Genomic DNA, 25014 nt, shown 5'->3' on the forward strand with positions numbered 1-25014 from the left:
TTTTTCATATTTGTGAAACTGTCAAGCAGAATCCCGCTGGCATTGATGGTTGGGATCAACGCCCGAATTCGGCGAGACCGGAGCCGCACGGGCTTACTTGTCCGGCATGAAAATCCATTGGGCATTTCATCCTCTTGAAAAAGCTCGCCGTTTTGTGCCGCCTGGCAAGACCGAGCTGTCGCGGATCCGAGGTTTCACGGCCAAGGCACGGCAGCTTGGATCACCATCGATGGGATAGACCTTTGAGCGGAATCCAGTGAAAGTGCCGCGCCGATCCGGCAAGCCGCAATTTCGATGATCAGAGGATCCCACGCATGACAAACCCGACGCATCTGCCCACCGAGGGTCTTTTTGTCGGCCGCGCCAGGAGTGGCGATGTCTCGCATCCCATGGTGGTCACGGTACGTGACGGCACCGTCTTCGACATCACATCAAGCGCGGCGCCGACCGTGCGTGATATCTGCGAGATGGCCGATCCGGCAGGGCATGTGCGCTCGGCCAGGGGCAAGCCGATCGGCTCGCTCGATGACATCGCGGCCAACAGTTTCGAGGCCGGGCGCGATCCGGCAAAACCGCACCTCCTCTCCCCTGTCGACCTGCAGGCGGTCAAGGCATCGGGCGTCACCTTCGTCGTCAGCCTGCTCGAGCGGGTGATCGAGGAACAGGCGCGCGGCTCGGCGGAAAAGGCCGATGCCATCCGCGCCGACATTGCCGGACTGATCGGCCATGATTTGTCGAAGCTCAAGCCGGGGTCCCCGGAGGCCATGGAGATCAAGGCCAAGCTCATCGCGCGCGGCGCCTGGTCGCAATATCTGGAAGTGGGCATAGGCCCCGACGCAGAGATCTTCACCAAGTGCCAACCGATGGCCTCGGTCGGCTTCGGCGCCGATGTCGGCCTGCATCCGGTGTCGACCTGGAACAATCCGGAACCGGAGATCGCCATGATCGCCGCCTCGAGCGGCAGGATCGTCGGCGCCACCATCGGCAACGATGTCAATCTGCGCGACGTGGAAGGACGCTCCGCACTGCTGCTTGGCAAGGCCAAGGACAACAACGCCTCCGCATCGCTTGGCCCCTTCATCCGCCTGTTCGACGACACGTTCTCGATCGACGACGTGAAGCGGGCCGTGGTGCGCCTGAAAGTCGAGGGCGAGGACGGATTCTCGCTGGAAGGCGCAAGCTCGATGGCCGAGATCAGCCGTTCGCCGGAAGAGTTGGTTGCCGCGGCCATGGGGCCGCACCATCAGTATCCGGACGGGCTGGCGCTCTATCTCGGCACCATGTTCGTGCCGTCGAAGGACCGCGGCGAGAAAGGCAAGGGGTTTACACACAAGGTCGGCGACATCGTCACCATCTCGTCGGAAAAATTCGGCGCGCTGGTCAACCGGGTGCGGCTGTCGCCCGATTGCCCGCACTGGACCTACGGCGCCAGCCATTTGATGCGCGACCTGGCGAAAGCTGATCTTCTCTAGAATCTTCGCCCAAACCGCCGCAACCAACATGATTTTGCGCGGAACTGGATGACTGCGGACGCGATCCGCTTCAAGGTCGCGGTGCGGTCAGGGGGCCGCTCCGATGTCCGATTCGCCGATCCTGTTCGTGCGCAAGGTCGCCAGTCGCCTTGGCGGCACGGTCATGCTCGAAGACATGAACCTTGTGATCGAGGGCGGCTCGATCCACGCGCTGGTCGGCGAAAGCGGCGCCGGCAAGTCAACGCTGACAAAGGTGCTGACGGGCCGAGCCCCTTCGCCGATCATCCGGCTGCCCTGAAAAATCCTCCCAACTGATGCAATCTGATGGGTCCGCTGATGGCGGCGCGTCAGGCGCCGACTACATCTGCAGATGGAGGCTTGCCATTCGTCGAAAAAGGGAATGCTCTTAGGCATCCGAGCGGCGCTGGCAAAAGACGCAATCCGGCCGAGCCGGAACAAGGGACGGATCATCTTCAACCGGGAGGAAATCAAATGCTGACAAGACTGAGACTTGTGCTCTACGGCCTGCTGGTCGCGCTGACGGTCATTCCCGCCGCGGCGCAGGCCAAGACCTTCTACTGGATTTCACATGGCGGCCCGGCCGACCCGGTCTGGACCTACTTCCTGGCCGGTGCCAAGCAATGGGCCAAGGACACCGGCAATACCGTCAACACCTCGTTCCACAATGGCGATGTCGCCTCCCAGCAGGAAGCGGTTCGCGCCGCCCTCTCGGCCAAGGCCGACGGTATCGTCACCACCAGCCCCGATCCGGGCAGCCTTGTCGAGATCGTCAAGGAAGCCCGCGCCGCCAACATCCCGATCATCAACTTCAACACGCCCGATCCCAAGGCCAATTTCAATGCCTATGTCGGCGGCGACAACGTCACCTTCGGCAAGCATTGGGCGCAGTATCTGGTCGACAAGGGCCTGGTGAAGAAGGGCGACTTCGTCTGGATGCCGGTCGAGATTCCCGGCGCCACCTACGGCGTCCAGGAAGAAGAAGGCATCAAGAGCGTGTTCGGACCGCTCGGCATCACCTATGAAGTGACCGAAGCGACGCTCGATCAGGCCGAGGTGATCAACCGCATGGTCGACTACCTCACCGCCCACAAAGGCAAGGTCAACGCCATCATCGGCCTCGGCGACCTCGTCACCGGCTCGATCAAGCGGGTGTTCGACCAGGTCGGCGTCAAGCCGGGCGAAATCCCGGTCGTCGGCTGGGGCAATTCGCTCGACACCACGCAGGAAGTGCTGAACGGCTATGTCAATGCCGGCCAGTGGCAGGACCCGCAGGCGACCAGCTATGTCGCGCTGTCGCTCGCCAACATGGCCGCGTCAGGCATTCCTCCGGGCTTCAACGTCATCACCGGCGCGCTCTACGAAAAGGACACGGCCGGCGTCTACGACAAGATCCTGTCCGGCAAATAACCGCGATCCTGGCGCCGCACCGTTCTGGCACGCGGCGCCAGGTTTCCCTTGCGCCGCGACTGGCCCGCCCGATGCGGTGGGATCGCGGCCCGTTCCAACCATGTCGCGGGTTCCCTGTGGAAAATCATTCGCTTGTCCAACGCCTGATCGCGCGGCCTGAATTTGGTCCCTTCGTGCTGCTCGTCGTAGAGATCGGTGTCTTCTGGGGCTTCAACCACGACTTCCTGTCGCCACAGAATATCTCCAACACGCTGGCCTTCACCGTCGAGCTCGGCCTGATCGCGCTGGCGATGACGTTGCTGATGACGTCAGGCGAATTCGACCTTTCCGTCGGCTCCCTGTTCGGCTTTTCGCCGGTGCTGATGTGGACGCTGTTCAACAGTGGCGTCACCTCGCTGGAAATGGGCTTCGTCGCCGCGCTGCTGGTCGCCGCCCTGATCGGCCTGGTCAATGGCTGGTTCGTCACCCAGCTCAAGATCCCCTCCTTCCTGGTGACGCTCGGCATGCTTTTGGTGGTGCGCGGCAGTGCCCTTTTCATCACCGACGGTTTTCCGCAACGCACCTGGAGCGCCGAGGGCAGCTGGCTGGCGGAAGCGCTGGTCGGCGACTTCTTCATCGGGCCGTTCCGCATCTACATGTCGCTGTTCTGGTTCATCGCCGCGGCGATCGCGCTCGGCTATGTGCTGACGCAGAGCCGGACCGGCAACTGGATCCAGGCGGCGGGCGGCAATCCCAACGCGGCGCGGGCCCGCGGCGTCAATGTCAACCGCGTCAAGATCGGCCTGTTCGTGCTCTCCTCGGTCATGGCTTCGCTGGCCGGCGTCATCTCCTCGCTGCGCACGTCCGCAGCCAATCCCAACAGCGGCACCGGCTACGAACTCGAAGTCATCGCCATGGTGGTGATCGGCGGCACGGCGCTGACCGGCGGGCGCGGTACCATCATCGGCACCGTGCTCGGCATCCTGATCCTGCGGGTGATGCGCAACGGCATCGTGCTGATCGGCGTGCCGGGCCTCGCCTACAACATCTTCATCGGCGCTATCATCCTTGGCATGATGGCGCTCCACTCATGGCTGGAACGCCGGCATCAGGCAGGGACTTGAACCATGGCCGAGCCATTGATCCGCATGCAGAATATCCGCAAGTCCTATGGTCGCGTGCAAGCGCTGGAGGACGCCAATTTTCATGTCAATGAGCGGGAGATCGTCGGCCTGCTCGGCGACAACGGCGCCGGCAAGTCGACGCTGATCAAGGTGCTCTCAGGCGCCGTGCCGCTGACCAGCGGCGACATTTTCATCCGCGGCAAGAAGGTGACCTTGCGCAGCACCAGCGACGCCATCGCCCAGGGCATCGAGACGATCTACCAGGACTCGGCTCTGGTCACGCAACTGTCGATCGCCCGCAATCTGTTCCTCGGGCGTGAGCCGATCAAGCCGCCGCGTTTCCTCAACCGCATGGACCAAGAGGCGATGAACACCGTCGCCCGCGACCTGCTCAAACAGGTCGGGATCTCGAAGAACATCCCGCCGACGACGCCGATCGGCTCGCTGTCGGGCGGCGAGCGCCAGGCGGTGGCGATCGCGCGCGCCATGCATTTCGACAGCGACCTCATCATCCTCGACGAGCCGACCAACAACCTCGGCGTCGCCGAAACGCAGGGCGTGCTGAGCTTCGTACGCAACGCCCGTGATTCCGGCCATTCCTGCATCTTCATCGCGCACAACATTCATCATGTCTTCCAGGTGGTCGACCGCATCGTCGTCATGCGCCGGGGCAAGGTGGTCGCCGACGACATCGACCCGAAGAAGACAACCGTGACGGAAGTCGAGCGGATCATCACCGGCATGTCGGACAAGGAAATCCGCGACGCCATCGCCGACGGCAAGCCGTCACATTGAGGACGGGCGGAAGCCATCTTGTCGAGGCAGCCGAATGCGCATCGCGATGATGGGTGTCGATCACCCGTCCCTCATATCGCATCGGCCGCCAAATCGCTTGTCTGGCGCGCCATCGCATCGGCGCATAGGGTTGCGGCATGAAGGCCACCGTCTCCGACATCGCCAGGAACTGCGGACTCTCGACCGCGACGGTCGACAGGGTGCTCAACAACAGGCCAGGTGCCAGTGCAGCCAACCGGCAGCGCGTGATGGAGGCGGCCAAGCAGCTTGGCTATTTGCCGGTCGCGGACCAGGTGACGCTTCCCTCGAAGCCTGCAAATCTCGAATTTTTCCTGCCGATCGGCAGCAATGCCTTCATGCAGGATCTGGCAAGACACATCGAGGACTATGCATCACGCCTGCCGCTGGTCGCCTCCTGCCGGATCCACAACCTCGCCGGCATCGCGCCGAATGCGCTGCAGGGAGCCGTCGAAAACCTGTCGCTGAGGGCCAATGGCGTTGGTGTCATCGCCATCGACCATCCGCGAACCCGCAACATCCTGCGCGACATTGTCGACACCGGCATCCGCCTGGTGACGCTGGTGTCCGATATTCCGGCCGCTCCCCGCTCGGCCTATGTCGGCATCGACAACCGCGTGGCGGGACGGACGGCCGCGCTCTTGATGGGACGCTTCCTCGGCGGCCGCGAGGGCCATCTTGCGATGGTCGTCGGCTCGCGCTCCTATCGCGGACATGAGGAACGTGAAATGGGCTTTCGCTCCGTGCTTGGCGAGGAATTTCCCAACCTCACCGTAACCAGTGCCGTCGAGATCAACGATGAGCCGGATGCCAGCTATGCCGAAACCATGAAGGCGCTGCACAACGAACCGGAACTGCTCGGCATTTATTGTGTCGGGGCCGGGCGCTCCGGCGTTGCAAAAGCCATCCGGGAAGCCAGGCCCAACCGCAAGCCGGTCTTCATCTGCCACGACCTGACGAGAGAAACGCGCGGCTACCTCGTCGACGACCTCGCCGATGTCGTCATCGACCAGAACGCCAGGCTGATCGCCGAACAGTCGGTCATTCGCCTGCTGGGCTCCATCGCCTCATCGGCGCCCTATCTGACGCGAAAATTCATCGAGCCACGACTGATCTTCAGGGAAAACGTTCCGGTGCAATGATACCGTGTTTCCCGGCTTTTGCGGACGACACGGCAAATCTGCACAGCAGCTATGCACAATTCATTGTTGCCGAATCATTGGGCAACTCATACTTTCTGGTTGTCGGCCATCTACTCCTCCCAGATGCGATGCCGATGCTGAATGGGGTGCACCTCCTCCCGCATCACATTCGAAATCGAGCCCGCTGCCACCTCCTCCCGGCAGCGGGCTTTTTTCGTTGTGCTATCAGGGATGGCGGCACAGCCTGCGTCGAACGGCGCCAGGCATCGCCTCGGTCTTATGACCGGAAAACCACCGACAGAGGCGACTAAACTCAACCAGCGGCAGCGCCCCGGAAGGAAACGACCAGCCCTTCGGCCATGCGCACGAACTGGGTGCTCGGACCTTCGGCCCCTACCGTCTGCACGCTGACGCGCGCACCCTCGAACAGAAGCGACAGCGTGTCGGCGAGCAGTTCGGCCTGACCAATGCCGGCATCCCGGCATAACGTCACGAGGCGCTCGCGCTGAGCCTCCTTGAGTTCCTTAATCACCAGCCTGGCCGGATGGTCCGGCTCGGTCAGCTCCGCGGCGGCATTGGCCATATCGCAGCCGCGACCATCAGCATTGAGCATGGCAGCGGCCTTGCGAACCCAGGCATGCAGTTGCGCAAGCTTGTCGCCAGGGAACTCGGCCTCGAAAGTGTCCCACATGGCGCCCGCCTTGGCCGCGTTGGCGCGCAGGCACTCGACGATCAGCTCGTCCTTGGATTCGAAGTGACGATAGAGCGTCATCTTGTTCGTGCCGGCAGCTTCGGTAATGGCGTCGACGCCGACGCCCTTGATGCCGTGCTTGTGGAACATGTCGCGTGCCGTCTCCAGGATTCGATCCCGGGGACGAGAGCGCTCCACGACGCCGTCTGTCATCATGATCTCCTTTCGTTTCCAAAAAACCCTCGGCCACCTCTTGACTAGGGTGTTACCGGTCTGTAACTTCCAGAATGTTACTTACTGGTAACACCTATGTCGTCCGCCGTCAATAACAAGGCCGTGAACTGGTCCTGCCAGATGAGAGGGACGAGAAACTGCCAATCATGCGGCCTCGGCCGGTGAAGAAATGAAAACGGTTCGCGAGCATGGGCTGCGAATCGACAGACAAGGAGCCGGCCAATGCCACAGCGCCGCGATCTTACCATAGATGAGGCCGTCCGGGATCCGATGATCCGGCTGGTCATGAAAGCAGATGGGGTCGACCCCCGCGCTTTCGAGAAAATGCTTCGCTCGCTTGCCGATGGGCAGCGTCGCGAGGTGCCGTTGCTGCGTTCACGGGAAGCGTCCCGTGACGGGCACGGCCAGTTGTCCAGGGTTGCCAGTGCCTTCGGGCGGGCAAGAGCAGCCGGCGAGGCATGTGTGTCGTGGTAAACTTTTTCATTCACCGCCCGATCTTCGCCTCGTCGATCGCCATCATCATGGTGCTCGCCGGGACGATTTGTTATTTCCTGCTGCCGGTCTCGCAGTTTCCCGACATCACGCCGCCCCAGGTCGTGGTCAGCGCCCACTATCCGGGCGCCAGCGCGCAAGTGGTGGCCGACACGGTGACGACGCCGCTGGAGCAGCAGATCAACGGCGTGCAAGGCATGACCTACATGTCGTCGACGAGCTCCAATGACGGTTCCTCGACCATCACCATCACCTTCGATGTCGGCTACTCCCTGAGCACCGCCGCCGTCGACGTCCAGAACCGCGTCTCGCAGGCGGCATCGTCGCTGCCGGCGATCGTCAACCAGGGCGGCGTGACGATCAAGAAGCAGAACCCGAACTTCGTCCTGATCGTCAACCTGACCTCGCCCGACAGTTCCGTCGATCCGGTGGCGCTCTCGAACCTTGCCTATCTCCAGGTCGTCGATCCGCTGAAGCGGCTGGAAGGCGTTGGCGACGTCCAGATATTCGGCGAGCGGCGCTATTCGATGCGTGTCTGGCTCGATCCCGACAAGCTCGCCAATCTCGGCATCACCGCCGTCGACGTGCAGAATGCCATCGCCGAACAGAACGTCCAGGTGGCGGCTGGCAAGATCGGCCAGTCTCCGGCGCCGGCAGGCACCGCCTTCGAGATGCAGGTCAACGCCGTCGGCCGCCTGAGCGACCCGAAGGAATTCGGCGACATCGTCGTGCGCGCTAACACCGACAGCGGCTCGCTGGTGCGGCTGCGCGACGTTGCCCGGATCGAGCTTGGCGCGCTGCAATATTCGTCCTCAGCCTTCTTCGGCAAGGACCCGACCGTGGTGCTCGCCGTCTACCAGATGCCTGGTTCCAACGCGCTCGACCTTCAGCAGCGCGTCAAGGACAAGATGCAGGAGCTGTCCGGCCGATTCCCCAAGGGCGTATCCTACGCGATGCATTACGACACGACGCGCTTCGTTTCGGCGTCGATGCATGACGTGCTGATCACGCTCGGCGAAGCGCTGGTGCTGGTCGTCGCCGTGGTGTTCGTCTTCCTGCAGAGCTGGCGCACGACCATCATCCCGACCATCGCCATTCCGGTATCGCTGGTGGCGACGCTGGTCGTCATGGAGATGCTGGGCTTCTCGCTCAACATGCTCTCCCTGCTCGGCATGGTGCTGGCGATCGGCCTCGTGGTCGACGACGCCATCGTGGTGGTCGAGAATGTCGAAAGGCAACTGGAGGCAGGGCTGAAACCACTGGCGGCCACCAAGGCCGCCATGGCCGAAGTCACCGGCCCGATCATCGCCACCACCGCGGTGCTGATGGCCGTGTTCGTGCCGGTTGCCTTCATTCCCGGTGTTTCGGGCCGGCTCTACAACCAGTTCGCGCTGACCGTGGCGATTTCCGTCGGCATTTCCGCCTTCAATTCGCTGACGCTCAGCCCCGCGCTCAGTGCCGCCTTCCTGAAGCATCGCCAGCCGACGCAGTTCGTGCTGTTCCGCTGGTTCAACACCGGCTTTGACAGGCTGTCGCATGCCTATGCCCATGGCGTGCGCTTCCTCATCCGCTTGCGCTGGATCATGCTCGGCCTGTTCGCGGCCGGACTGGTCGCAACATACTTCGTCTGGCAGCGTCTGCCGTCGACCTTCCTTCCGGTCGAGGACCAAGGCTATTTCTTCGTCGTCATCCAGTTGCCCGACGGCGCCTCGCTGGAACGCACCGACGCGGTGGCCAAGCAAGCGCGCGACATCCTGCAGGCGACGCCCGGCGTCGACATCGTCGGCTCGATCAGCGGCCTGAACTTCCTGACCAGTGCCGCGCAATCGAACTCGGCGGTCGAGTTCGCCATCCTGAAGCCATGGGAAGAGCGTGGCCCTGACCAGAGCGCATCGAAGCTTGTGTCCGACGTGCGCGGCAAGCTGATGCAGATTCCGGAAGCCTTTGCGCTGAGCTTCGATCCGCCTTCCATCCCGGGTATTGGTACCACGGGCGGCTTCGAATTCGTCGTCGAGGACCTGACCGGTCGTGGCAGCACCGCCCTCAACGACGCGACGCAAGCCGTGATCGCCGAGGCGCGCAAGCAGCCGGAGATCAACCCGCAGCAGCTGTTCTCGCCGTTCTCGACCTCGACGCCGCAGTTCAACTACGACCTCGACCGCAGCAAGGCCAAGCTGCTCGGCCTCAACCTGCCCGATGTCTTCAACACGCTGCAGATCTATCTCGGCTCGCTCTACGTGAACGACTTCAACCTGTTCGGCCGCACCTTCCGGGTGACCATCCAGGCCGACAAGGATGCACGTGCGGGCGCCGCCGACATTTCGCGGCTTTATGTGCGCAACGCCTCCGGCGGCATGGTGCCGCTCTCGACGCTGGGCAAGCTCGTGCCCTTCGTCGGTCCCGAAACCGTGCCGCACTACAACAACAACGCCTCCGCCTCGATCAATGGCGGTGCCGCACCCGGCTTCTCCTCGGGCCAGGCGGTCGCCGCCATGGAACGGGCGGCCGCCACCGCCCTGCCCAGGGATTTCGGTTTCGAATGGACCGGCATCACCTTCCAGGAGCTCAAGGCAGGATCGATCGCGTCCGTCGTCTTCGGCCTCGCCATCGTCTTCGTCTTCCTGATCCTGGCGGCTCAGTATGAGAGCTGGGCAATGCCGTTCATGGTGCTGCTGGCGGTGCCTCTAGCCCTGTTCGGCGCGTTCGCCGCACTTTGGGCGCGCGGCATGCAGATCGACGTCTACTCGCAGATCGGCTTCGTCATGCTGATCGGCCTGGCGGCCAAGAACGCCATCCTGATCGTCGAGTTCGCAAGACGGCGACGCGAGGAGGGCCTCAGCATCGTCGAGGCGGCGATGGAAGCCGCGCGGCTCAGGCTGCGGCCGATCCTGATGACGGCTTTCGCCTTCATCCTCGGCGTGCTGCCGCTGATGTTCGCCACTGGCGCCGGTGCCGCGAGCCGTCAGTCGATCGGCACCACCGTGTTTGGCGGCATGGTCGCCGCGACCATCCTGTCGCTGGTGTTCGTGCCGGTCTTCTACGCGGTCATTGAACAACTGCGGGAGCGCCGCGAAAGCGGCGAGCCCGCCTCCAAGCACACTGAACCAACTGCCGAACCCGCCTTCCCTCCCCTGGCGGAAGCGGCCGAATAAGATTGGAGACTAATCATGCGTAAATGGAAAATCGCGTTGGGAACGGCTGTCGCACTGGGCGCGATCTCGGTGGCCAGCGTCCACCTGCTCGACATGGGTAACCTCAGGTTGAGCGGCGCCACGGCGGGAGCGGCGACGCCGGCTCCGGCGGCATTCGTCATGCCGGTGCCGGTGGCAAGCGTCGTCAAGAAGACGATCCCGATCTATCTCGACTATGCCGCCCGCATCGAGCCGATCCGCAGCATCACGCTGCAAGCGCGCGTGCCGGGCTACCTGCAGGAACAGACCGCGCAAGATGGCGCGGATGTGCGGCAGGGCGACCTCCTTTACAAGATCTCGCCCGACGACTTCCAGGCAGCTCTCGACCAGGCGAAAGCCCAGGTGCAGCGCGATACGGCGACACTCGACTATGCGCGTTCCAATCTCGGCCGCGGCACCGAGCTCGCCAAGAGCGGCTACCTGGACAAGGACAGCTTCGACCAGCGCACAAGCACCTTGCGCGAGGCACAGGCGTCGCTGGCGCTCAACCAGGCAGCGGTGCGCACGGCGGAGCTCAATCTGAGCTATGCCGAGATCCATGCGCCGTTCACCGGGCGCCTGGGCCGCAATCAGGCTTCGGTCGGAACGCTGGTCAGCGTCGCCGGCACGGTGCTCAACACGCTGGTGCAGCTTGACCCGATCTATGTCACCTTCAATCCGAGCGAGACGGATCTGGCCGAGATCGAGCAGGCCCGCGCGGCCGGCCCGATCGAGGTCGAGGTTCTGCTTCCGGGCGAGACCGAGACCAGCCAGAAGGGCGAACTCACCTTCATCGACAACACGGTCGACCATTCGACCGGAACCATCACCGCACGCGCCACCATCGGCAATGCGAAGTTCACGCTGATGCCTGGCCAGTATGTCCGCGTGCGGCTGCATATCAGGCAGCAGCCCGACGCGCTGATGGTGCCGCAGACGGCGCTGGGTTCGAGCCAGCTCGGCAAATATCTCTACGTCGTCGGCAAGGGCAACACGGTCGACCAGCGCCTGGTCTCGCTCGGCCCGACCAGCGGCGATCTGGTTGCGATCCTGAGCGGCGTCGCCGAAGGCGACCAGATCATCACAGGCAATCTGCAGAAGATCGGACCGGGAATGCCGATCTCGCCACTGCCACAGAAACCGGCTACCTGAATCCCCCGCAGGCCCGGTTTCCGCGCGGCGCCCTCGACCTTTTCTCAGGTCGCGGGCGCCGTTTTCACGAGCAGGCCGACAAGGGCGGCCACATCGGCGCGATCGGCCCTGGCCGGTGGCATGAAGGCGCAATAGGGATGGCCGAGGCGCACTGAAACAGTGGAAAGCGCAACCAGGCGGCCCGCCTCCAGATCGGCTTGCGCCATCACCCGCTGGCCAAGGGCAATGCCCAGGCCGAGCCTCGCCGAGGCGATCGCCAGACTGGACAAGCCGACACGGCGCCCATGCGACGGGTCTGGCGAGCGGCTCGCGCCGCATGCCGCGAACCAGTCGGCCCAGGTTGGGTGCGAGGCGTAGTTCGGACCCCAATTGGTGTGGATGAACAGGCTCTCATGCAGGTCCGTGAGACCCGGATCGCCATTGCCGTGCCGGTTCCAGAATTCCGGCGCGCAGACCGGCAGCACATCGTCATGGACGAGGCGGATCATCCGCAAACCGGGATAGTGATAGTCGCCATAGGAAATGCGCAGATCGACATTCTGGCGCATCAGATCAATCGGATCGTCTTCCGCGCGCACGTCGATCGCCATTTGCGGAAAGGCATCGAGAAGCGCAGCCAGCCTCGGCGCCAGCCATAGCTCGGCCAGCGAAAACGGCACGCTGACGACCAGCCGCGTTCTCAGGCCGCCTTCCAGCATGCGCTGGCCGATGGCCGCGATGTCGCCAAGCGCACGCGCGGTCTGCGGGTAGATGGCGTGGCCGGCGTCGGTCAGCGTGATGCGGTTGCCAGTGCGCACGAACAGCTGCTTGCCGAACCAGGTTTCGAGATTGCGGATCTGCTGGCTGACCGCCGCCGAGGACACGCCAAGCTCGCTCGCGGCCAAGGTGAAACTGCCGGAGCGGGCGGCGACCTCGAAGGCCTTGATCGCGTTCAGCGGCGGTAGTTTTTCCATGCCAGGTTCCGTAAGATTTTCTTGGTCAATCCTAATAATTTTCCACGTTGAGAGAAAGAATTTTTTGCCGTCTTCTGTGTTCAACCTTTGGAGCACGTGACATGAAAGACATTCTCGATCTCGACCGCTATCCGCTCGACCGCGAAGGCAGCGCCGACTGGAAGCGCCTCGTCGAACAGTCCGTCGCGGCGCTCAAAGCCGACGGCATGTTCAATCTCGAAGGTTTTTTGCGGCCCGGCGTCGCCGAACAGGCAGTGCGGGAAATCAAGCCGGTCATGGACACCCAGTCCCATGTCCACAAGCGCATGCACAATATCTACTTCAAGCCCAGCATCCCCGAACTGGCGCCCGACCACCCCGCCTTGCGCAAGGTCGAGACCATCAGCCACACTGTCTGTGCCGACCAGCTTCCCGACAGCACCGTGCTTGCCATCTACGAATACGAACCCCTTGTGCGTTTCCTCGCAGCGACGATGGGCAAGACAGAACTGCATGTCATGCAGGATCCGCTGGCCCGCACCAATGTCATGGCCTACCGCGCCGGAGAGGCGCTGAACTGGCATTTCGACCGCTCGGAATTCACCACGACGCTTCTGCTGCAGCAGGCGCAGAGTGGCGGCGACCTCGAATACCGCACCGATCTGCGCTCGGACGACGATCCAAACTATGACGGCGTCGCAAGGCTGCTCGAAGGGCGGGACCCCGACGCAAAAATCCTGCGCATGAAGCCCGGTACGCTCAATGTCTTCCGCGGCAAGAACACCGCGCACCGCGTCACCACCGTCGAAGGCGAACGCGAGCGCATGATCGCGGTTTTCTCCTATTACGAGAAACCCGGCGTGATGTTCAGCGCCGAGGAACGGGTCGGCTTCTACGGCCGGGCGGCCTGAACCGCCCTCCACCGCATCCGGGTCGGATTTTGCGCGGCGCCGAGAAAAATCCGAAAATGAGACCTTGTTAGATTGTCGACAATCTGATTGTCTTGCTGTCTGTTCTCGCTGGAGTGGGCCGGATGGTGAAGACGGATTTCAGCCCGATTGCCGACACGACGCGCCGCGCCGAGATCGTGGCGCTGCTGCGGCGCGCTATCCTGACCGGCCAGTTGGAGCCCGGCCAGAAGCTCAACGAACTCCGGATTTCCGAGCAGATGCGGGTCAGTCGCGCGCCATTGCGCGAGGCGATGCGCGAACTGGTGCAGGAGGGTCTTCTCGCCAGCATTCCCTACGCCGGCACCTTCGTCGTCGACGTCACCGCCAAGGACATCGACGATGCCTATTCGCTGAACAAGGTTCTGGACGAATTCGCCATCGAGCGCACCTGGCCGCTACGCGACCAGCGCTTCTTCGACGAGATCGACCGGCGCCATGAGGCGGTGAAGCAGGCGACGCGGGCTCTCGACACCACGCGCCAGATCGAGACCGCGCTGCAACTGCACGGACTGATTTACGAATGGGCCGACAATTCGGTGCTGCTGGAAACCTGGCAGCGGCTGACCAGCCGGCTGCAGATGTATTTCGCGCTCCATCTGCATGCCCGCAACGAGCCGGTGCCGGTCGAGGACATGCACGAAACCTATGTGCGGCTCATGAAAGGCAAGGATATGCGCGCCGCACAGCGCTATGCCCGCGAACATATCGACATCGATTTCGAGGAGCTGCTCGCCTATGCGCGCGGGCTGGAGCAACGGGAATCGAAGGGCGCCAAGGCCGATCGAGCCGGACGGAACAACAACGGCTGAGGCCCTCGCCACCAGGCGATGCTTTCCTGAAATCACCGACAGCGGACAGACAATAGTGCAGATCAAATCCATCAAGGCCTACCATGTCGTTCAGCCCTTCGTGGACGGCCCCTACCGCATGTCAAAGGGGCGGGTCGCCGACTGCTTCGACGCCGTCATCGTCGCCATCACTTCCGACAGCGGCGTGACCGGCTGGGGCGAGATGGCGCCGCTCGGCAATTTCTATTCGGCCGCGTTTCCAGCAGGGACACGCGCGGGCGTGCCGGAGATCGCGCCGCATCTCATCGGCCAGGACCCGCGCGGGCTGGCCAGCATCGGCCGGCTGATGGACACGGTGTTCAAAGGCCATCCCTACATCAAATCGGCGCTCGACATGGCCTGCTGGGACCTGGCCGCACGCGCCGCCGACGTGCCCCTGGTGACCATGCTCGGCGGCCGCGAGAGCGATATGGCGGAGACCTACCGGGTCGTCACCCACGGCACGCTCGACCAGATGGCGGCCCTGGCAAAGAGGATCATCGCCGAGGGCTGTCGCCGTTTGCAGGTCAAGGTCGGCGGCAATGTGCACGACGACATCGAGCGGGTAGCGACGGTCGCCTCGGCCGTGCCGAAAGGCACGGTGATTTTCTGCGACGCCAATGCCGGCTGGACACCCTATCAGGCACGGCAGTTCGCCGATGCCACGCGTGGCATCGACTACACGTTCGAGCAGCCCTGCACGACGATCGAGGAGAACATGTCGGTGCGCCGCATGCTCGACAAGCCGATGGTGCTCGACGAATCCGTGACGTCGCTGGAAGAGATGCTGGAGATCCACCGCCTGGGCGCGGCCGACGGGTTGACGCTGAAAATCTCGCGGCTGGGCGGCGTCACCAGGACCCGGCAGATCCGTGACGTTGCCGTCGACCTCGGTTTCATGATCACGGTCGAGGACACGGGCGGCGCCGAGATCGACACGGCGGCGATGGCACATCTGTCGCTGTCTACACCGCAAGAGCGGCGATTGCATGCCATTGCCTTCCATGAATGGGTGACGGTGCGCACGGCCTTCAACGCCCCGCCGGTCACCGGCAGCCATATGGGCATTCCGGATGGGCCTGGCCTCGGCATCGACGTGGACCCGAGCCTGCTCGGCAAGCCTTTCTTCGAGGTCGGCTGAGATGAAAATCCGCAGCATCAAGGCCACGCCGATCAATCTTCGCCTCGAAGCGCCCTATGGCTGGGTCTTTGGCGAGCTCGACGGCTTTTCGCAGACCATTGTCGAGGTCGAGACCGAGGATGGGCTGATCGGCCTCGGCGAAGCGCCAACGCCGGCGGCAGCCGCGATCATCAACGATGTCCTGGCCGAGCGCCTGGTCGGACGAGATGCCTTCGACATCGCCGGCGCCGAATATGTCTGCCTGCCCTACTGGACCGGTGTGCAGTCGATCAACGATCGCACCCGTATCATGGCCTTCGGCGCCATCGAGATGGCGTTGTGGGACCTGCGCGGCAAGGCGTGGAAGCAGCCGCTCTACCAGCTGCTCGGCGGCGCCGTGCGCAAGGACATTCCGTTCACCGACTATTTTTCGTTGCGCGGCGACGGGCCCAAGGTGAAAGGCGAGACGACGCCTGAAGAAGTCGCCGACTATTGCGTCGAACTCAACGAGACACATGGAACGACCTTCTTCGAAGGCAAATTCTCGACCGAGGACCCGAAAGTCTCGCTGAGAATGGTCGAGCTGATCCGCGAAAAGCTCGGCGACGGGGCGATGATCCGCATCGATTCCAACCAGGCCTATTCGCTCGCCACCGCGCGGCGGCTGGCGCGGCCGCTGGAAGACCTCGGGGTGCGCAACTGGGAGGACCCGGTGGCGACGATCGAGGAGATGAGGCAGTTGCGGCAGCATTGCTCGATCCCGTTCTCGACCCACAATATCGATATCGCGCGCGCCATGGACCTCAAGGTTCCCGACGCCTTCGTCGGCAATCCGACGGCGCATGGCGGCATCGGCCGCCTGCTGCGCTTCGTCGGCGCCTGCGAACATGCGGGCGTCGATTTCTGGTGCTACAGCGGCGACAGCGGCATCGGCAGCGCGGCCTATCTTCATCTGTGCGCGGCGCTCGGCTGGATCCGGGAGCCGAACCAGTCGCTGTTTCGCATGCAGCCGATGGACATCACCGAAGAAGGGCCGTTTTCGCCGAGGAACAATGTCGTGCGCGTGCCGGAAGGCCCCGGCCTCGGCGTTACCCTGTCGCGGAAAAACCTCGCGGCCTGCCATCGCGACTTCACCGAGAACGGCCCGTGCAACAAATATCACGACCCGGCAAAGCCCGGAACATACCGCCGCCTGCCGCTGAACTAGGAGACAGAGAAGGAAAGGAGACTAGCCGAGAACAAGGGGCGCCGCAGCGACTTGGATCGCCAAGGCAGCACCTGACGGGTGGAAGCATTGCTTCAAGAAAATCTGACCCTGCGCCGCAAGGATCGGATGGACCAGAAAAGACAGCATGCTACAGTCCCGGTCGACCGACTTCGTTGATGGCCGGGACAGGAGAACTCCACGGAATTTCGTCAACCGCAAGTGCATTCTTCAGCCATAAGAAACAAGGGGAAAGGGTTAAACCCATGAGCAAGAACTACCGCATTCTCGACCTGATCCGGCGCAACCGCTCGCCGCTCGAAAATCACCTTATCGACGGTCTCGTCGACGGCCGCGTCAGCCGCCGCGACTTCATCCGCCACGGCAGCCTGCTCGGCCTGTCGCTGCCACTCCTGGGTGGCATCACCACGGCCGCCGGCCTCGGCGGCATGCCGTCGCTCGCCCGCGCCCAGGGCGCGCCCGGCGCCACCATCCGTGTCGCCAGCAGCGTGCCGGCGGCAGCCATAGACCCGGTCACCATCGCCGACGCCGGCGGCCTGCTGGTCATGCAGCAGGTTGCCGAGTTCCTCTGCGTCGATGGCCCGGACCTCGTGCTCAAGCCGGCACTGGCCGAAAGCTGGAAGCCGAACGACAACGGCTCGGTGTGGACCTTCAAGCTGCGCAAGGGCGTGAAATTCCATTCGGGCGGCGAGATGAAGGCCGAGGACGTGGTGGCCAGCATCGACCGCCTTGCGGACCCGGCAAACTCGTCCAACGCGCTGTCGGTGTTCACCGGCATCCTGTCGAAAGGCGCCAGCAAGAAGGTCGACGACTATACGGTGGAGTTCCACCTCGACGCGCCGAACGGCAACTTCCCCTACATGCTGTCATCGGACAATTACAACGCCGTCATCATCCCGGCGAGCTACAAGGGCGACTACGAGAAGAGCTTCGACGGCACCGGGCCGTTCAAGGTCGAGAAGTACACGCCGAAAGTCGGCGCATCCTTCGTCCGCAACGAGAATTATTGGGGCGAGAAGGCCCTGCCCGATCGCACGGAATTCACCTTCTTCACCGATGTGCAGCCGATGATCCTGGCCCTGCAGGGCGGCCAGGTCGACATCATCAACCAGATGCCGGTCCTGGCCGGCGTCGCCCTGCTCAGCGATCCGAGCGTCGACATCATCAGCCTGAAGTCCTCAGCGCATCAGCAACTGCACCTGCGCTGCGACGACGGCCCGTTGAAGGACGCGCGCGTGCGCCGCGCCATCGCGCTCAGCATGGATCGCGACAAGCTGGTCGCCGGCCTGATGAAGGGTCGCGCCGTGGCGGGTAATGACAGCCCGTTCGCATCGGTCTACCCGTCCACAGATACCAGCGTGCCGCAGCGCAAGCAGGACATCGCACAGGCCAAGCAGCTGATGGAAGCGGCGGGCGTCGGCAAGGGCTTCAAGATCACGCTGACCACCGAGCGCTACCTCGAAATCCCCGAATATGCCCAGCTCATCCAGAACTGGGTCAAGGAGATCGGCATCGAGCTCGAGCTCAACATCCTCGACCAGAGCGCGTATTACGGCGACGCGGTGTTCGGCAAATCGAACTGGCTGGATTCGGTGATGGGCATCACCGACTATGGCCACCGCGGCGTGCCGAATGTCTATCTCGCTGCCCCGCTGAAGAGCGAAGGCACCTGGAACGCGGCGCACTTCAAGAACAAGGACTACGACGCCCTGGCGACCAGCTACATCGCGGCGCTTGATCTTGAGGCGCAGAAGGCCGACGCCGGCAAGATCCAGAAGCTGCTGCTCGAGGAAACGCCTGTTATCTTCGGCTATTTCTACGACTACCTGACGGCGACGGCGAAGGGCGTGGCCGGCGTACAGCCGACCGCCATGTCGCAGCTGTTCCTCGAAAAGGCATCGAAGGCCTAAGCGGAGGCAGACAAGACCATCCCGCGACCGCCAGCCCCCAGTGGGGCTGGCGCTTTCGCTGCCAGGCCGAGCGCGCCGGCCGGACGCGGAGCCTCGCGTTGCGGGACGATCGATCGTTGCCCATGGAGTCCGAGACCCTGCTCACCACCATGCATTGGGGGACCTACGAAGTCCGTGCCGAGAACGGCAGGCTCGTCAGCGTCGAGCCGTGGATCGGCGACCCCGATCCATCGCCGATCGGCAAGTCCATGCTCGGCACCGTGCAGGGCGACCTGCGTGTCTCCCGTCCTGCCATCCGGCGCGGCTGGCTGGAAGGGAACAGGTCCGGCGGCAGGGGCGGGCGCGGCGGCGAGGCTTTTGTCGAAGTCTCCTGGGAAACGGCACTGGACATCGTGGCGGCCGAACTGGACCGTGTTCGCGTCGAGCATGGCAACAGCGCAATCTATGCGGGCTCCTATGGATGGGCGAGCGCGGGGCGGTTCCACCATGCCCAGAGCCAGGTCCACCGCTTCCTCAACACGATCGGCGGCTATACGAGTTCGGTGCTCAGCTATTCCTACGGCGCGGCCGAGATCATCCTACCGCATGTGCTTGGCGGGACCGATGGCCTGACGGGCAATCATTCCACCTGGGACGGTATCGAACGGCATAGCGAACTGATCATCGCCTTTGGCGGCTTGCCCTGGCGCAATGCGCAGATACAAGGCGGCGGCGCGGCCCGTCACGAGGCCGCCGCGGCCTTGCGCAATGCTGTCGCCAACGGCGCCCGGCTGATCAATGTCTCGCCCGTGCGCGATGACGCACCGCGTGGCGTCGAGACCGAATGGCTGGCGCTGCGACCGAACAGCGACACCGCCTTGATGCTGGCCCTGTGCCATGTCCTCCTCAGCGAGCACCGTCATGACGAGGCATTCCTGGCGCGCTACTGCACCGGCTTCGAGGCTGTGCGGGCCTACATCCTGGGAGAAACCGACGGCCAGCCGAAAAGTCCAGCATGGGCTGCCGCCCTGAGCGGCGTGGCGCAGGACAGGATCGTCGCCCTGGCCAGGGAAATGGCTACCAAGCGCACGATGTTGATGGTGAGCTGGTCCTTGCAGCGCGCCGACCATGGCGAACAGCCATACTGGGCGGCGATCACGCTTGCCGCGCTGCTCGGCCAGATCGGACTGCCGGGCGGCGGCCTTGGCTTCGGCTATTCGTCGACCAACGGCGCCGGAAGACCGGAGATGGGATTCCGGTGGCCATCCGTGCCGCAAGGCAGGAACCAGGTTCCGGACTTCATCCCGGTCGCGCGGATGGCCGATATGCTGCTCAACCCGGGCGGTTCCTTCGACTTCAACGGCGCCGCGATGACCTATCCCGACATCAGGCTGGTCTACTGGGCCGGCGGTAATCCGTTTCATCATCACCAGGACCTGAACCGGCTGGTGGAGGCTTGGCAGCGGCCTGAAACGATCATCGTCAACGAGCCCTTCTGGACGGCCACGGCGCGCCATGCCGACATCGTGCTGCCGGTCACCACGCCGCTGGAGCGAAACGACCTCGCCTTCTCGAACCGGGAAAACCTCGTCGTCGCCATGAAGCAAGCGATCGACCCGGTTGGGGAAGCACGCGACGATTATCGGATCTTTGCCGACCTCTCGACGCGGCTCGGTACCGGCGAAGCCTTCACCGAAGGACGCGCGGCCAGCGACTGGATTCCCTTGCTTTACGAGCAGGCCAGGAACAATGCGAATGCGGCCGGAGTGGAGATGCCGCCCTTCGACCGTTTCTGGCATGACGGCCACGCCGACCTTGCCCGGCAGCTGACGTCGCAGACTTTGCTCGGTTCCTTCCGCGCCGATCCGGAGCGCCAGCGGCTGGCGACGCCATCGGGCCGCATAGAGCTGTTCTCGCAGACGATCGACTCCTTCGGCTATGACGACTGTCCCGGTCATGCCGTCTGGCGGGAGCCGAGGGAATGGCTGGGCAGCGAGCTTGCCAGCCGGTTCCCGCTGCATCTCCTGTCACCACAGCCCGCCGACAAGCTGCACAGCCAGTACGATCACGGTTCGGTCAGCCGGGCAGGCAAGGTGTCGGACCGCGCGCCGCTGTGGATCAACCGGGCGGATGCCGCGGCGCGCGGTATCGTGGACGGAGCCGTCGTGCGCGTCTTCAACGATCGCGGAGCGTGCCTCGCGGGCGCGGTGCTGACGGATGGACTGATCCCCGGCGTCGTCCAGTTGCCCACCGGTGCATGGTTTGACCCCTCCACGCCAGGACAGCCGCACAGTCTGGAAAGGCATGGCAATCCGAACGTGCTGACGCCCGACCGGGGAACGTCGCGCCTTGCCCAATCACCGACCTGCAATTCGACGCTGGTCGAGGTATCTCGATTTGACGGAGCCGTCCCCCCGGTGACAGCCTTCGATCCGCCTGCCACAGTGCGTTTAGCCGATGTGCCCGGCCTGGCCGGACCGCAGCCCCATCACAAGGAGGCTTAGCCATTCTTTCCTTCTTTGCCCGGCGTGTTTCGCTGTCGCTTGTGACGCTGTTCCTGCTCAGCATCATGGTGTTCCTGGGCGGCCAGGTTCTGCCCGGTAATGTCGGGCGTGCGATCCTGGGGCCGTTTGCCGACCAGCGCGCGGTCGACGCGCTCAATCATACGCTCGGTGTCGACCGGCCGCTGCTCACCCAATATGCGACCTGGATCTGGAATTTTGTCCGCGGCGACATGGGCACGTCCTACATCTTCCGCTCGCCGGTGGCGCCATTCGTCATCGATGCCTTGGGCAATTCGATGAAGCTGGCCGCGGTCGCCTTCGTGCTGGTGGTGCCGATCGGTATCCTCGGCGGCGTCGTGGCGGCGCTCAACCTCAACCGGCCGCTCGACCGCATCATCAGCCTTGGCGGCTTGTCGGTGACCGTGCTGCCGGAATTCGTCACCGGCATCATCCTGATCCTGATCTTCGGCGTGTGGCTGCGCTGGCTGCCGATCTCGGCGGCATGGCCGAAGGATGCCGGCTTCTTCACCCAGCTCTATTATCTGATCCTGCCGTCGCTGCCGCTGTTCCTGGTGCTGTTCGGCTATATCGCGCGCATGGCGCGTTCCGGCATGATCGAGGCGCTTGATTCCGATTATACGAGAACCGCGGTGCTCAAGGGCCTGCCCTGGCGCACGGTGATCTGGCGCCATGTGCTGCGCAATGCGCTGCTGCCGACCATCACCGTCATCGCCACCCAGACCGGCTATCTCATCGGCGGCCTGGTGGTGATCGAGACGCTGTTCCGCTACCAGGGCATCGGCTCGCTGATCTTCACCGCCGCGCGCGGCAAGGACTTTCCGATGCTGGAATCGGGCATCCTGACCATCGGCATCGTCTATGCCGTGGCGACGTTGATCGCCGACTTCCTCTATTCCGTGCTCAATCCACGCATCCGGCTGGGGTCAGACCAATGAGCGCCGTGCAGACCACCTCTCCCCCACAAGACGGCACGCGCCGGCGCAGTCCCCTCGCGGAAGTCCTCTTCTCGCTCATGCGCTCGCGGACCTTCCTCGTCGGCCTTTTCATCGTGCTGTTCTGGGTCGCCTGCGCGCTCTTCGGCGAGCACTTCGCACCCTACGATCCGCTTGCCGACGACATCATCAACGCGCTGGCGCCGCCTTCGTCCGAACACTGGTTCGGCACCGACCAGATCGGCCGCGACGTCTTCTCACGCGTCATTGTCGGCTCGCGCGACATCCTCACCGTCGCGCCACTGGCGACCTTGCTGGCGACGGTTGCCGGCACGGCGCTTGGCTTGCTCACCGGTTATTTCCGCGGCATTGTCGACGATGTCGTCAGCCGCGTCCTGGAAGCCTTCATGGCCATCCCCGTGGTCATCGTCGCGTTGCTGGCCATCGTCGCGCTCGGCACCTCCAAGGCCACCGTCATCGTCGTCATTGGGCTGAGCTTCGCGCCGATCATCGCCCGCACCGTGCGCTCGGCGGTGCTGGCCGAGCGCGAACTGGATTACGTCGCAGCCGCGCAGTTGAGGCACGAGAGCGCCTTCCACACGATGTTCGTCGAGATCCTGCCCAACGTCATCCCGCCGATCCTGGTCGAGACCACCGTGCGGCTGGGCTACGCCATCTTCGCGGTCGCCACGCTCTCCTTCATGGGTTTCGGCATCCAGCCGCCCTCACCCGACTGGGGGCTGTCGATCTCCAGCAATTACGGCATGATCGGCGGCGGCTTCTGGTGGACGGTGCTGTTCGACGCACTCGCCATCGCCTCGCTGGTGATCGGTGTCAACCTTGTGGCCGACGGCGTTCATGGAGCGCTCAATGACTAACTCCGCGAAGGCGCAAAACGCGCTCGAACTCACCGACCTGTCGGTCGCCTACCGGGTGGCCGGGCGCAATCGGGCCGTGCTGCGCAATCTCAGCCTCAACATCGGGCAAGGCGAGGCCTATGGGCTCGTCGGCGAATCCGGCTGCGGCAAATCCACCGTGGCGCTCACCGTCGTGCGCTATCTGCCGAGGAACGGCTCGATATCGGGCGGCGCGATCTCGCTCGACGGCCAGGACGTGATGAAGCTCGACGCCGAAGCCTTGCGGCGCGCGCGCGCCGAAAGCGTCTCGATGGTCTACCAGGATCCCGGCAAGGCGCTGAACCCGTCGATCCGCATCGGCCGCCAGTTGACCGAGATCTTCGAGCTTGGCGGCATAACGGGCGAGGCGGCCACCGATCGCGCCATCGCCATGCTCAACCGGGTGCGCATCTCCGATCCGCCAAGCGTCATGCAGCGCTATCCGCACCAACTCTCCGGCGGCATGCAGCAGCGCGTGGCGATCGCCATGGCGCTGGCCAACGATCCCTCGATGCTGATCCTCGACGAACCGACCACCGGCCTCGATGCGACGGTCGAGGCCGAGGTGCTCGACCTTATCGCGCAGCTCAGGCAAGAGCTGTCGGCCTCGATCCTGTTCATCAGCCACAACCTCGCCGTCGTGTCCAACATGTGCGACCGGGTCGGCGTGCTCTATGCCGGGATGCTGGTCGAGGAGGGACCGACCGATGTCGTCTTCAACGACCCGCGCCATCCCTATACGGTAGCACTCCTACGCTGCCTGCCGCGCGGCGGCCAGCGCAAGGACCAGGGGCGGCTCGACACCATTCCGGGCTTCCTGCCGGGTATTGGCGCCGACATCAAAGGCTGTGCCTTCGCCGACCGCTGCGCCTTGGCGGACGACCGCTGCCGCACCGAATTGCCGCCGCTCTATGATCTGAGCGACGAGCGAGGCAAGCGCCTGTCGCGCTGCTTCCATCACGACAGGGCGCAAGCCCTGCCACGCGCCACACCGAGCGACGTGGCGGCAGCGCCCAAGCCGGCAACCGCACCGGTGCTGCGTGTCGCCGGACTGAACAAGACCTATGCCAGCCATGGCCATCCCTTGCGCGCGGTGAAGGATGTCTCGCTCGATCTGCGGCCCGGCGAGACGCTGGGGCTGGTCGGCGAATCCGGCAGCGGCAAGACGACCTTCGCCAGGCTGCTGCTCGGCCTTGTGCCCCCCGATGACGGCGGCACCATCGAGCTCGAGGGCAAGGCGCTGGCGCCGAAGCTGGAGAACCGTGGCGACGATCAGGTCAAGGCGATGCAGATCGTCTTCCAGAACCCGGACTCGGCCCTCAATCGCGCGCATTCGATCCGCCATATCCTCGGCCGCGCCTTGAAGCGGCTCGCCGGCCTCTCGGGCAAGGCACAGGAGGCACGCCTCGACGACCTCGTCCGCTCGGTGCGCCTCACCGACCGGCATCTGGCCGTCAAGCCGCGCCAGCTCTCAGGCGGGCTGAAGCAGCGCGTCGCCATCGCGCGTGCTTTCGCCGGCGATCCCCGCATCGTGGTCTGCGACGAGCCAACCTCGGCACTCGACGTCTCCGTCCAGGCGGCGATCCTCAACCTGCTCGCCGATTTGCAGGCCAAGGAAGACGTCAGCTACATCTTCATCTCGCACGACCTTGGCGTGGTGCGTTACCTCTCCGACAAGATCGCCGTGCTCTATCTCGGCCGCATCATGGAGATTGGGCCATCGGAGGAAGTCTTCTCCGGACCGCATCACCCCTATACGGAAGCGCTGCTGTCGGCGGTACCCAAGCTTGACCAGACCGAGACGGCGCGCATTCGGCTCGACGGCGAGATCCCCAGCGCCACCAACCCGCCCTCGGGATGTGTGTTCCACACGCGCTGCCCGCGCAAGATCGGCCCGATCTGCGAGCAGCAGGAGCCGCCACTGGCCCAGGCCCAGCCCGGACACTCGATCCGCTGTCACATCCCCTATGCGGAGCTGGCGAGGCTGCAGAAGGGGGGCGTGACCGAGCCGGCGTAGCAAG

At 64.0% G+C, this 25014-nt stretch carries 19 protein-coding genes; 17 read left to right on the plus strand and 2 right to left on the minus strand.

Features of this window, described 5'->3' with window-relative positions; translation table 11 throughout:
* Window positions 1-314 precede the first annotated feature (314 nt).
* From EB815_RS28435 to EB815_RS28460, 6 genes are all read left to right on the plus strand, one after another.
* Window positions 315-1472 (plus strand): fumarylacetoacetate hydrolase family protein, encoded by a 1158-nt coding sequence (locus tag EB815_RS28435; RefSeq protein WP_056564184.1) that lies wholly within the window; start codon window positions 315-317, stop codon window positions 1470-1472.
* A gap of 103 nt (window positions 1473-1575) precedes the next feature.
* Window positions 1576-1770: an ATP-binding cassette domain-containing protein gene (locus EB815_RS34020; RefSeq protein WP_056564186.1), complete on the plus strand. Its 195-nt coding sequence runs from the start codon at window positions 1576-1578 to the stop codon at window positions 1768-1770.
* A gap of 194 nt (window positions 1771-1964) precedes the next feature.
* Window positions 1965-2900, plus strand: coding sequence for a substrate-binding domain-containing protein (locus EB815_RS28445; RefSeq protein WP_056564187.1), 936 nt, complete (start codon window positions 1965-1967; stop codon window positions 2898-2900).
* Window positions 2901-3016: 116 nt separating this feature from the next.
* Window positions 3017-4003 (plus strand): ABC transporter permease, encoded by a 987-nt coding sequence (locus tag EB815_RS28450; RefSeq protein ID WP_056564189.1) that lies wholly within the window; start codon window positions 3017-3019, stop codon window positions 4001-4003.
* A gap of 3 nt (window positions 4004-4006) precedes the next feature.
* Window positions 4007-4798: an ATP-binding cassette domain-containing protein gene (locus EB815_RS28455; protein WP_056564191.1), complete on the plus strand. Its 792-nt coding sequence runs from the start codon at window positions 4007-4009 to the stop codon at window positions 4796-4798.
* Between the two features lie 137 nt (window positions 4799-4935).
* Window positions 4936-5958, plus strand: a complete 1023-nt coding sequence (locus EB815_RS28460) for a LacI family DNA-binding transcriptional regulator (protein WP_056564193.1) — start codon at window positions 4936-4938, stop codon at window positions 5956-5958.
* A 313-nt stretch (window positions 5959-6271) separates the two neighbouring features.
* On the opposite strand, the gene EB815_RS28465 is transcribed toward EB815_RS28460, so the two are convergent.
* The gene (locus EB815_RS28465) at window positions 6272-6862 is read right to left on the minus strand and encodes a TetR/AcrR family transcriptional regulator (RefSeq protein ID WP_056565652.1); all 591 of its coding nucleotides are present in this window, start codon (window positions 6860-6862) and stop codon (window positions 6272-6274) included.
* Window positions 6863-7341: 479 nt separating this feature from the next.
* On the opposite strand from EB815_RS28465, the gene EB815_RS28470 reads away from it, so the two are divergent.
* Together EB815_RS28470 and EB815_RS28475 are read left to right on the plus strand one after the other, a co-directional pair.
* Window positions 7342-10527 (plus strand): efflux RND transporter permease subunit, encoded by a 3186-nt coding sequence (locus EB815_RS28470; protein ID WP_171883325.1) that lies wholly within the window; start codon window positions 7342-7344, stop codon window positions 10525-10527.
* A gap of 15 nt (window positions 10528-10542) precedes the next feature.
* Complete coding sequence (locus EB815_RS28475; RefSeq protein ID WP_056564200.1) at window positions 10543-11697, plus strand: efflux RND transporter periplasmic adaptor subunit; 1155 nt, start codon at window positions 10543-10545, stop codon at window positions 11695-11697.
* A gap of 44 nt (window positions 11698-11741) precedes the next feature.
* Here EB815_RS28475 and EB815_RS28480 read toward each other — a convergent pair whose 3' ends face one another.
* A complete protein-coding gene (locus tag EB815_RS28480; protein ID WP_056564203.1) occupies window positions 11742-12650 on the minus strand; it encodes a LysR substrate-binding domain-containing protein in 909 nt (302 codons plus the stop codon).
* Between the two features lie 101 nt (window positions 12651-12751).
* Between EB815_RS28480 and EB815_RS28485 the strand changes: the two genes are divergently transcribed.
* The 9 genes from EB815_RS28485 to EB815_RS28525 all read left to right on the plus strand — a co-directional run bounded on the left by EB815_RS28485 (window position 12752) and on the right by EB815_RS28525 (window position 25010).
* Window positions 12752-13540 (plus strand): HalD/BesD family halogenase, encoded by a 789-nt coding sequence (locus tag EB815_RS28485; RefSeq protein WP_056564206.1) that lies wholly within the window; start codon window positions 12752-12754, stop codon window positions 13538-13540.
* Window positions 13541-13662: 122 nt separating this feature from the next.
* A complete protein-coding gene (locus EB815_RS28490; protein WP_056564209.1) occupies window positions 13663-14388 on the plus strand; it encodes a GntR family transcriptional regulator in 726 nt (241 codons plus the stop codon).
* Between the two features lie 55 nt (window positions 14389-14443).
* Window positions 14444-15547, plus strand: a complete 1104-nt coding sequence (locus EB815_RS28495) for a mandelate racemase/muconate lactonizing enzyme family protein (protein ID WP_056564213.1) — start codon at window positions 14444-14446, stop codon at window positions 15545-15547.
* Window position 15548: 1 nt separating this feature from the next.
* A complete protein-coding gene (locus EB815_RS28500) occupies window positions 15549-16733 on the plus strand; it encodes a mandelate racemase/muconate lactonizing enzyme family protein (RefSeq protein WP_056564216.1) in 1185 nt (394 codons plus the stop codon).
* 263 nt (window positions 16734-16996) lie between these two features.
* Window positions 16997-18661, plus strand: coding sequence for an ABC transporter substrate-binding protein (locus tag EB815_RS28505; protein ID WP_056564218.1), 1665 nt, complete (start codon window positions 16997-16999; stop codon window positions 18659-18661).
* Window positions 18662-18783: 122 nt separating this feature from the next.
* Window positions 18784-21144, plus strand: coding sequence for a molybdopterin-dependent oxidoreductase (locus EB815_RS28510; RefSeq protein WP_056564221.1), 2361 nt, complete (start codon window positions 18784-18786; stop codon window positions 21142-21144).
* Between the two features lie 65 nt (window positions 21145-21209).
* Window positions 21210-22100, plus strand: coding sequence for an ABC transporter permease (locus EB815_RS28515; protein WP_056565658.1), 891 nt, complete (start codon window positions 21210-21212; stop codon window positions 22098-22100).
* Window positions 22097-22975 carry an ABC transporter permease gene (locus tag EB815_RS28520; RefSeq protein ID WP_056564225.1) on the plus strand — a complete coding sequence of 293 codons (879 nt, stop codon included), beginning with the start codon at window positions 22097-22099 and terminating at the stop codon, window positions 22973-22975. Before EB815_RS28515 ends, EB815_RS28520 begins: the two co-directional genes overlap by 4 nt.
* The gene (locus EB815_RS28525) at window positions 22968-25010 is read left to right on the plus strand and encodes an ABC transporter ATP-binding protein (RefSeq protein WP_056564228.1); all 2043 of its coding nucleotides are present in this window, start codon (window positions 22968-22970) and stop codon (window positions 25008-25010) included. Before EB815_RS28520 ends, EB815_RS28525 begins: the two co-directional genes overlap by 8 nt.
* Window positions 25011-25014: the final 4 nt, after the last annotated feature.

It is taken from the genome of Mesorhizobium loti (genome assembly GCF_013170705.1).
In the GTDB taxonomy this organism is placed as follows: domain Bacteria; phylum Pseudomonadota; class Alphaproteobacteria; order Rhizobiales; family Rhizobiaceae; genus Mesorhizobium; species Mesorhizobium loti_D.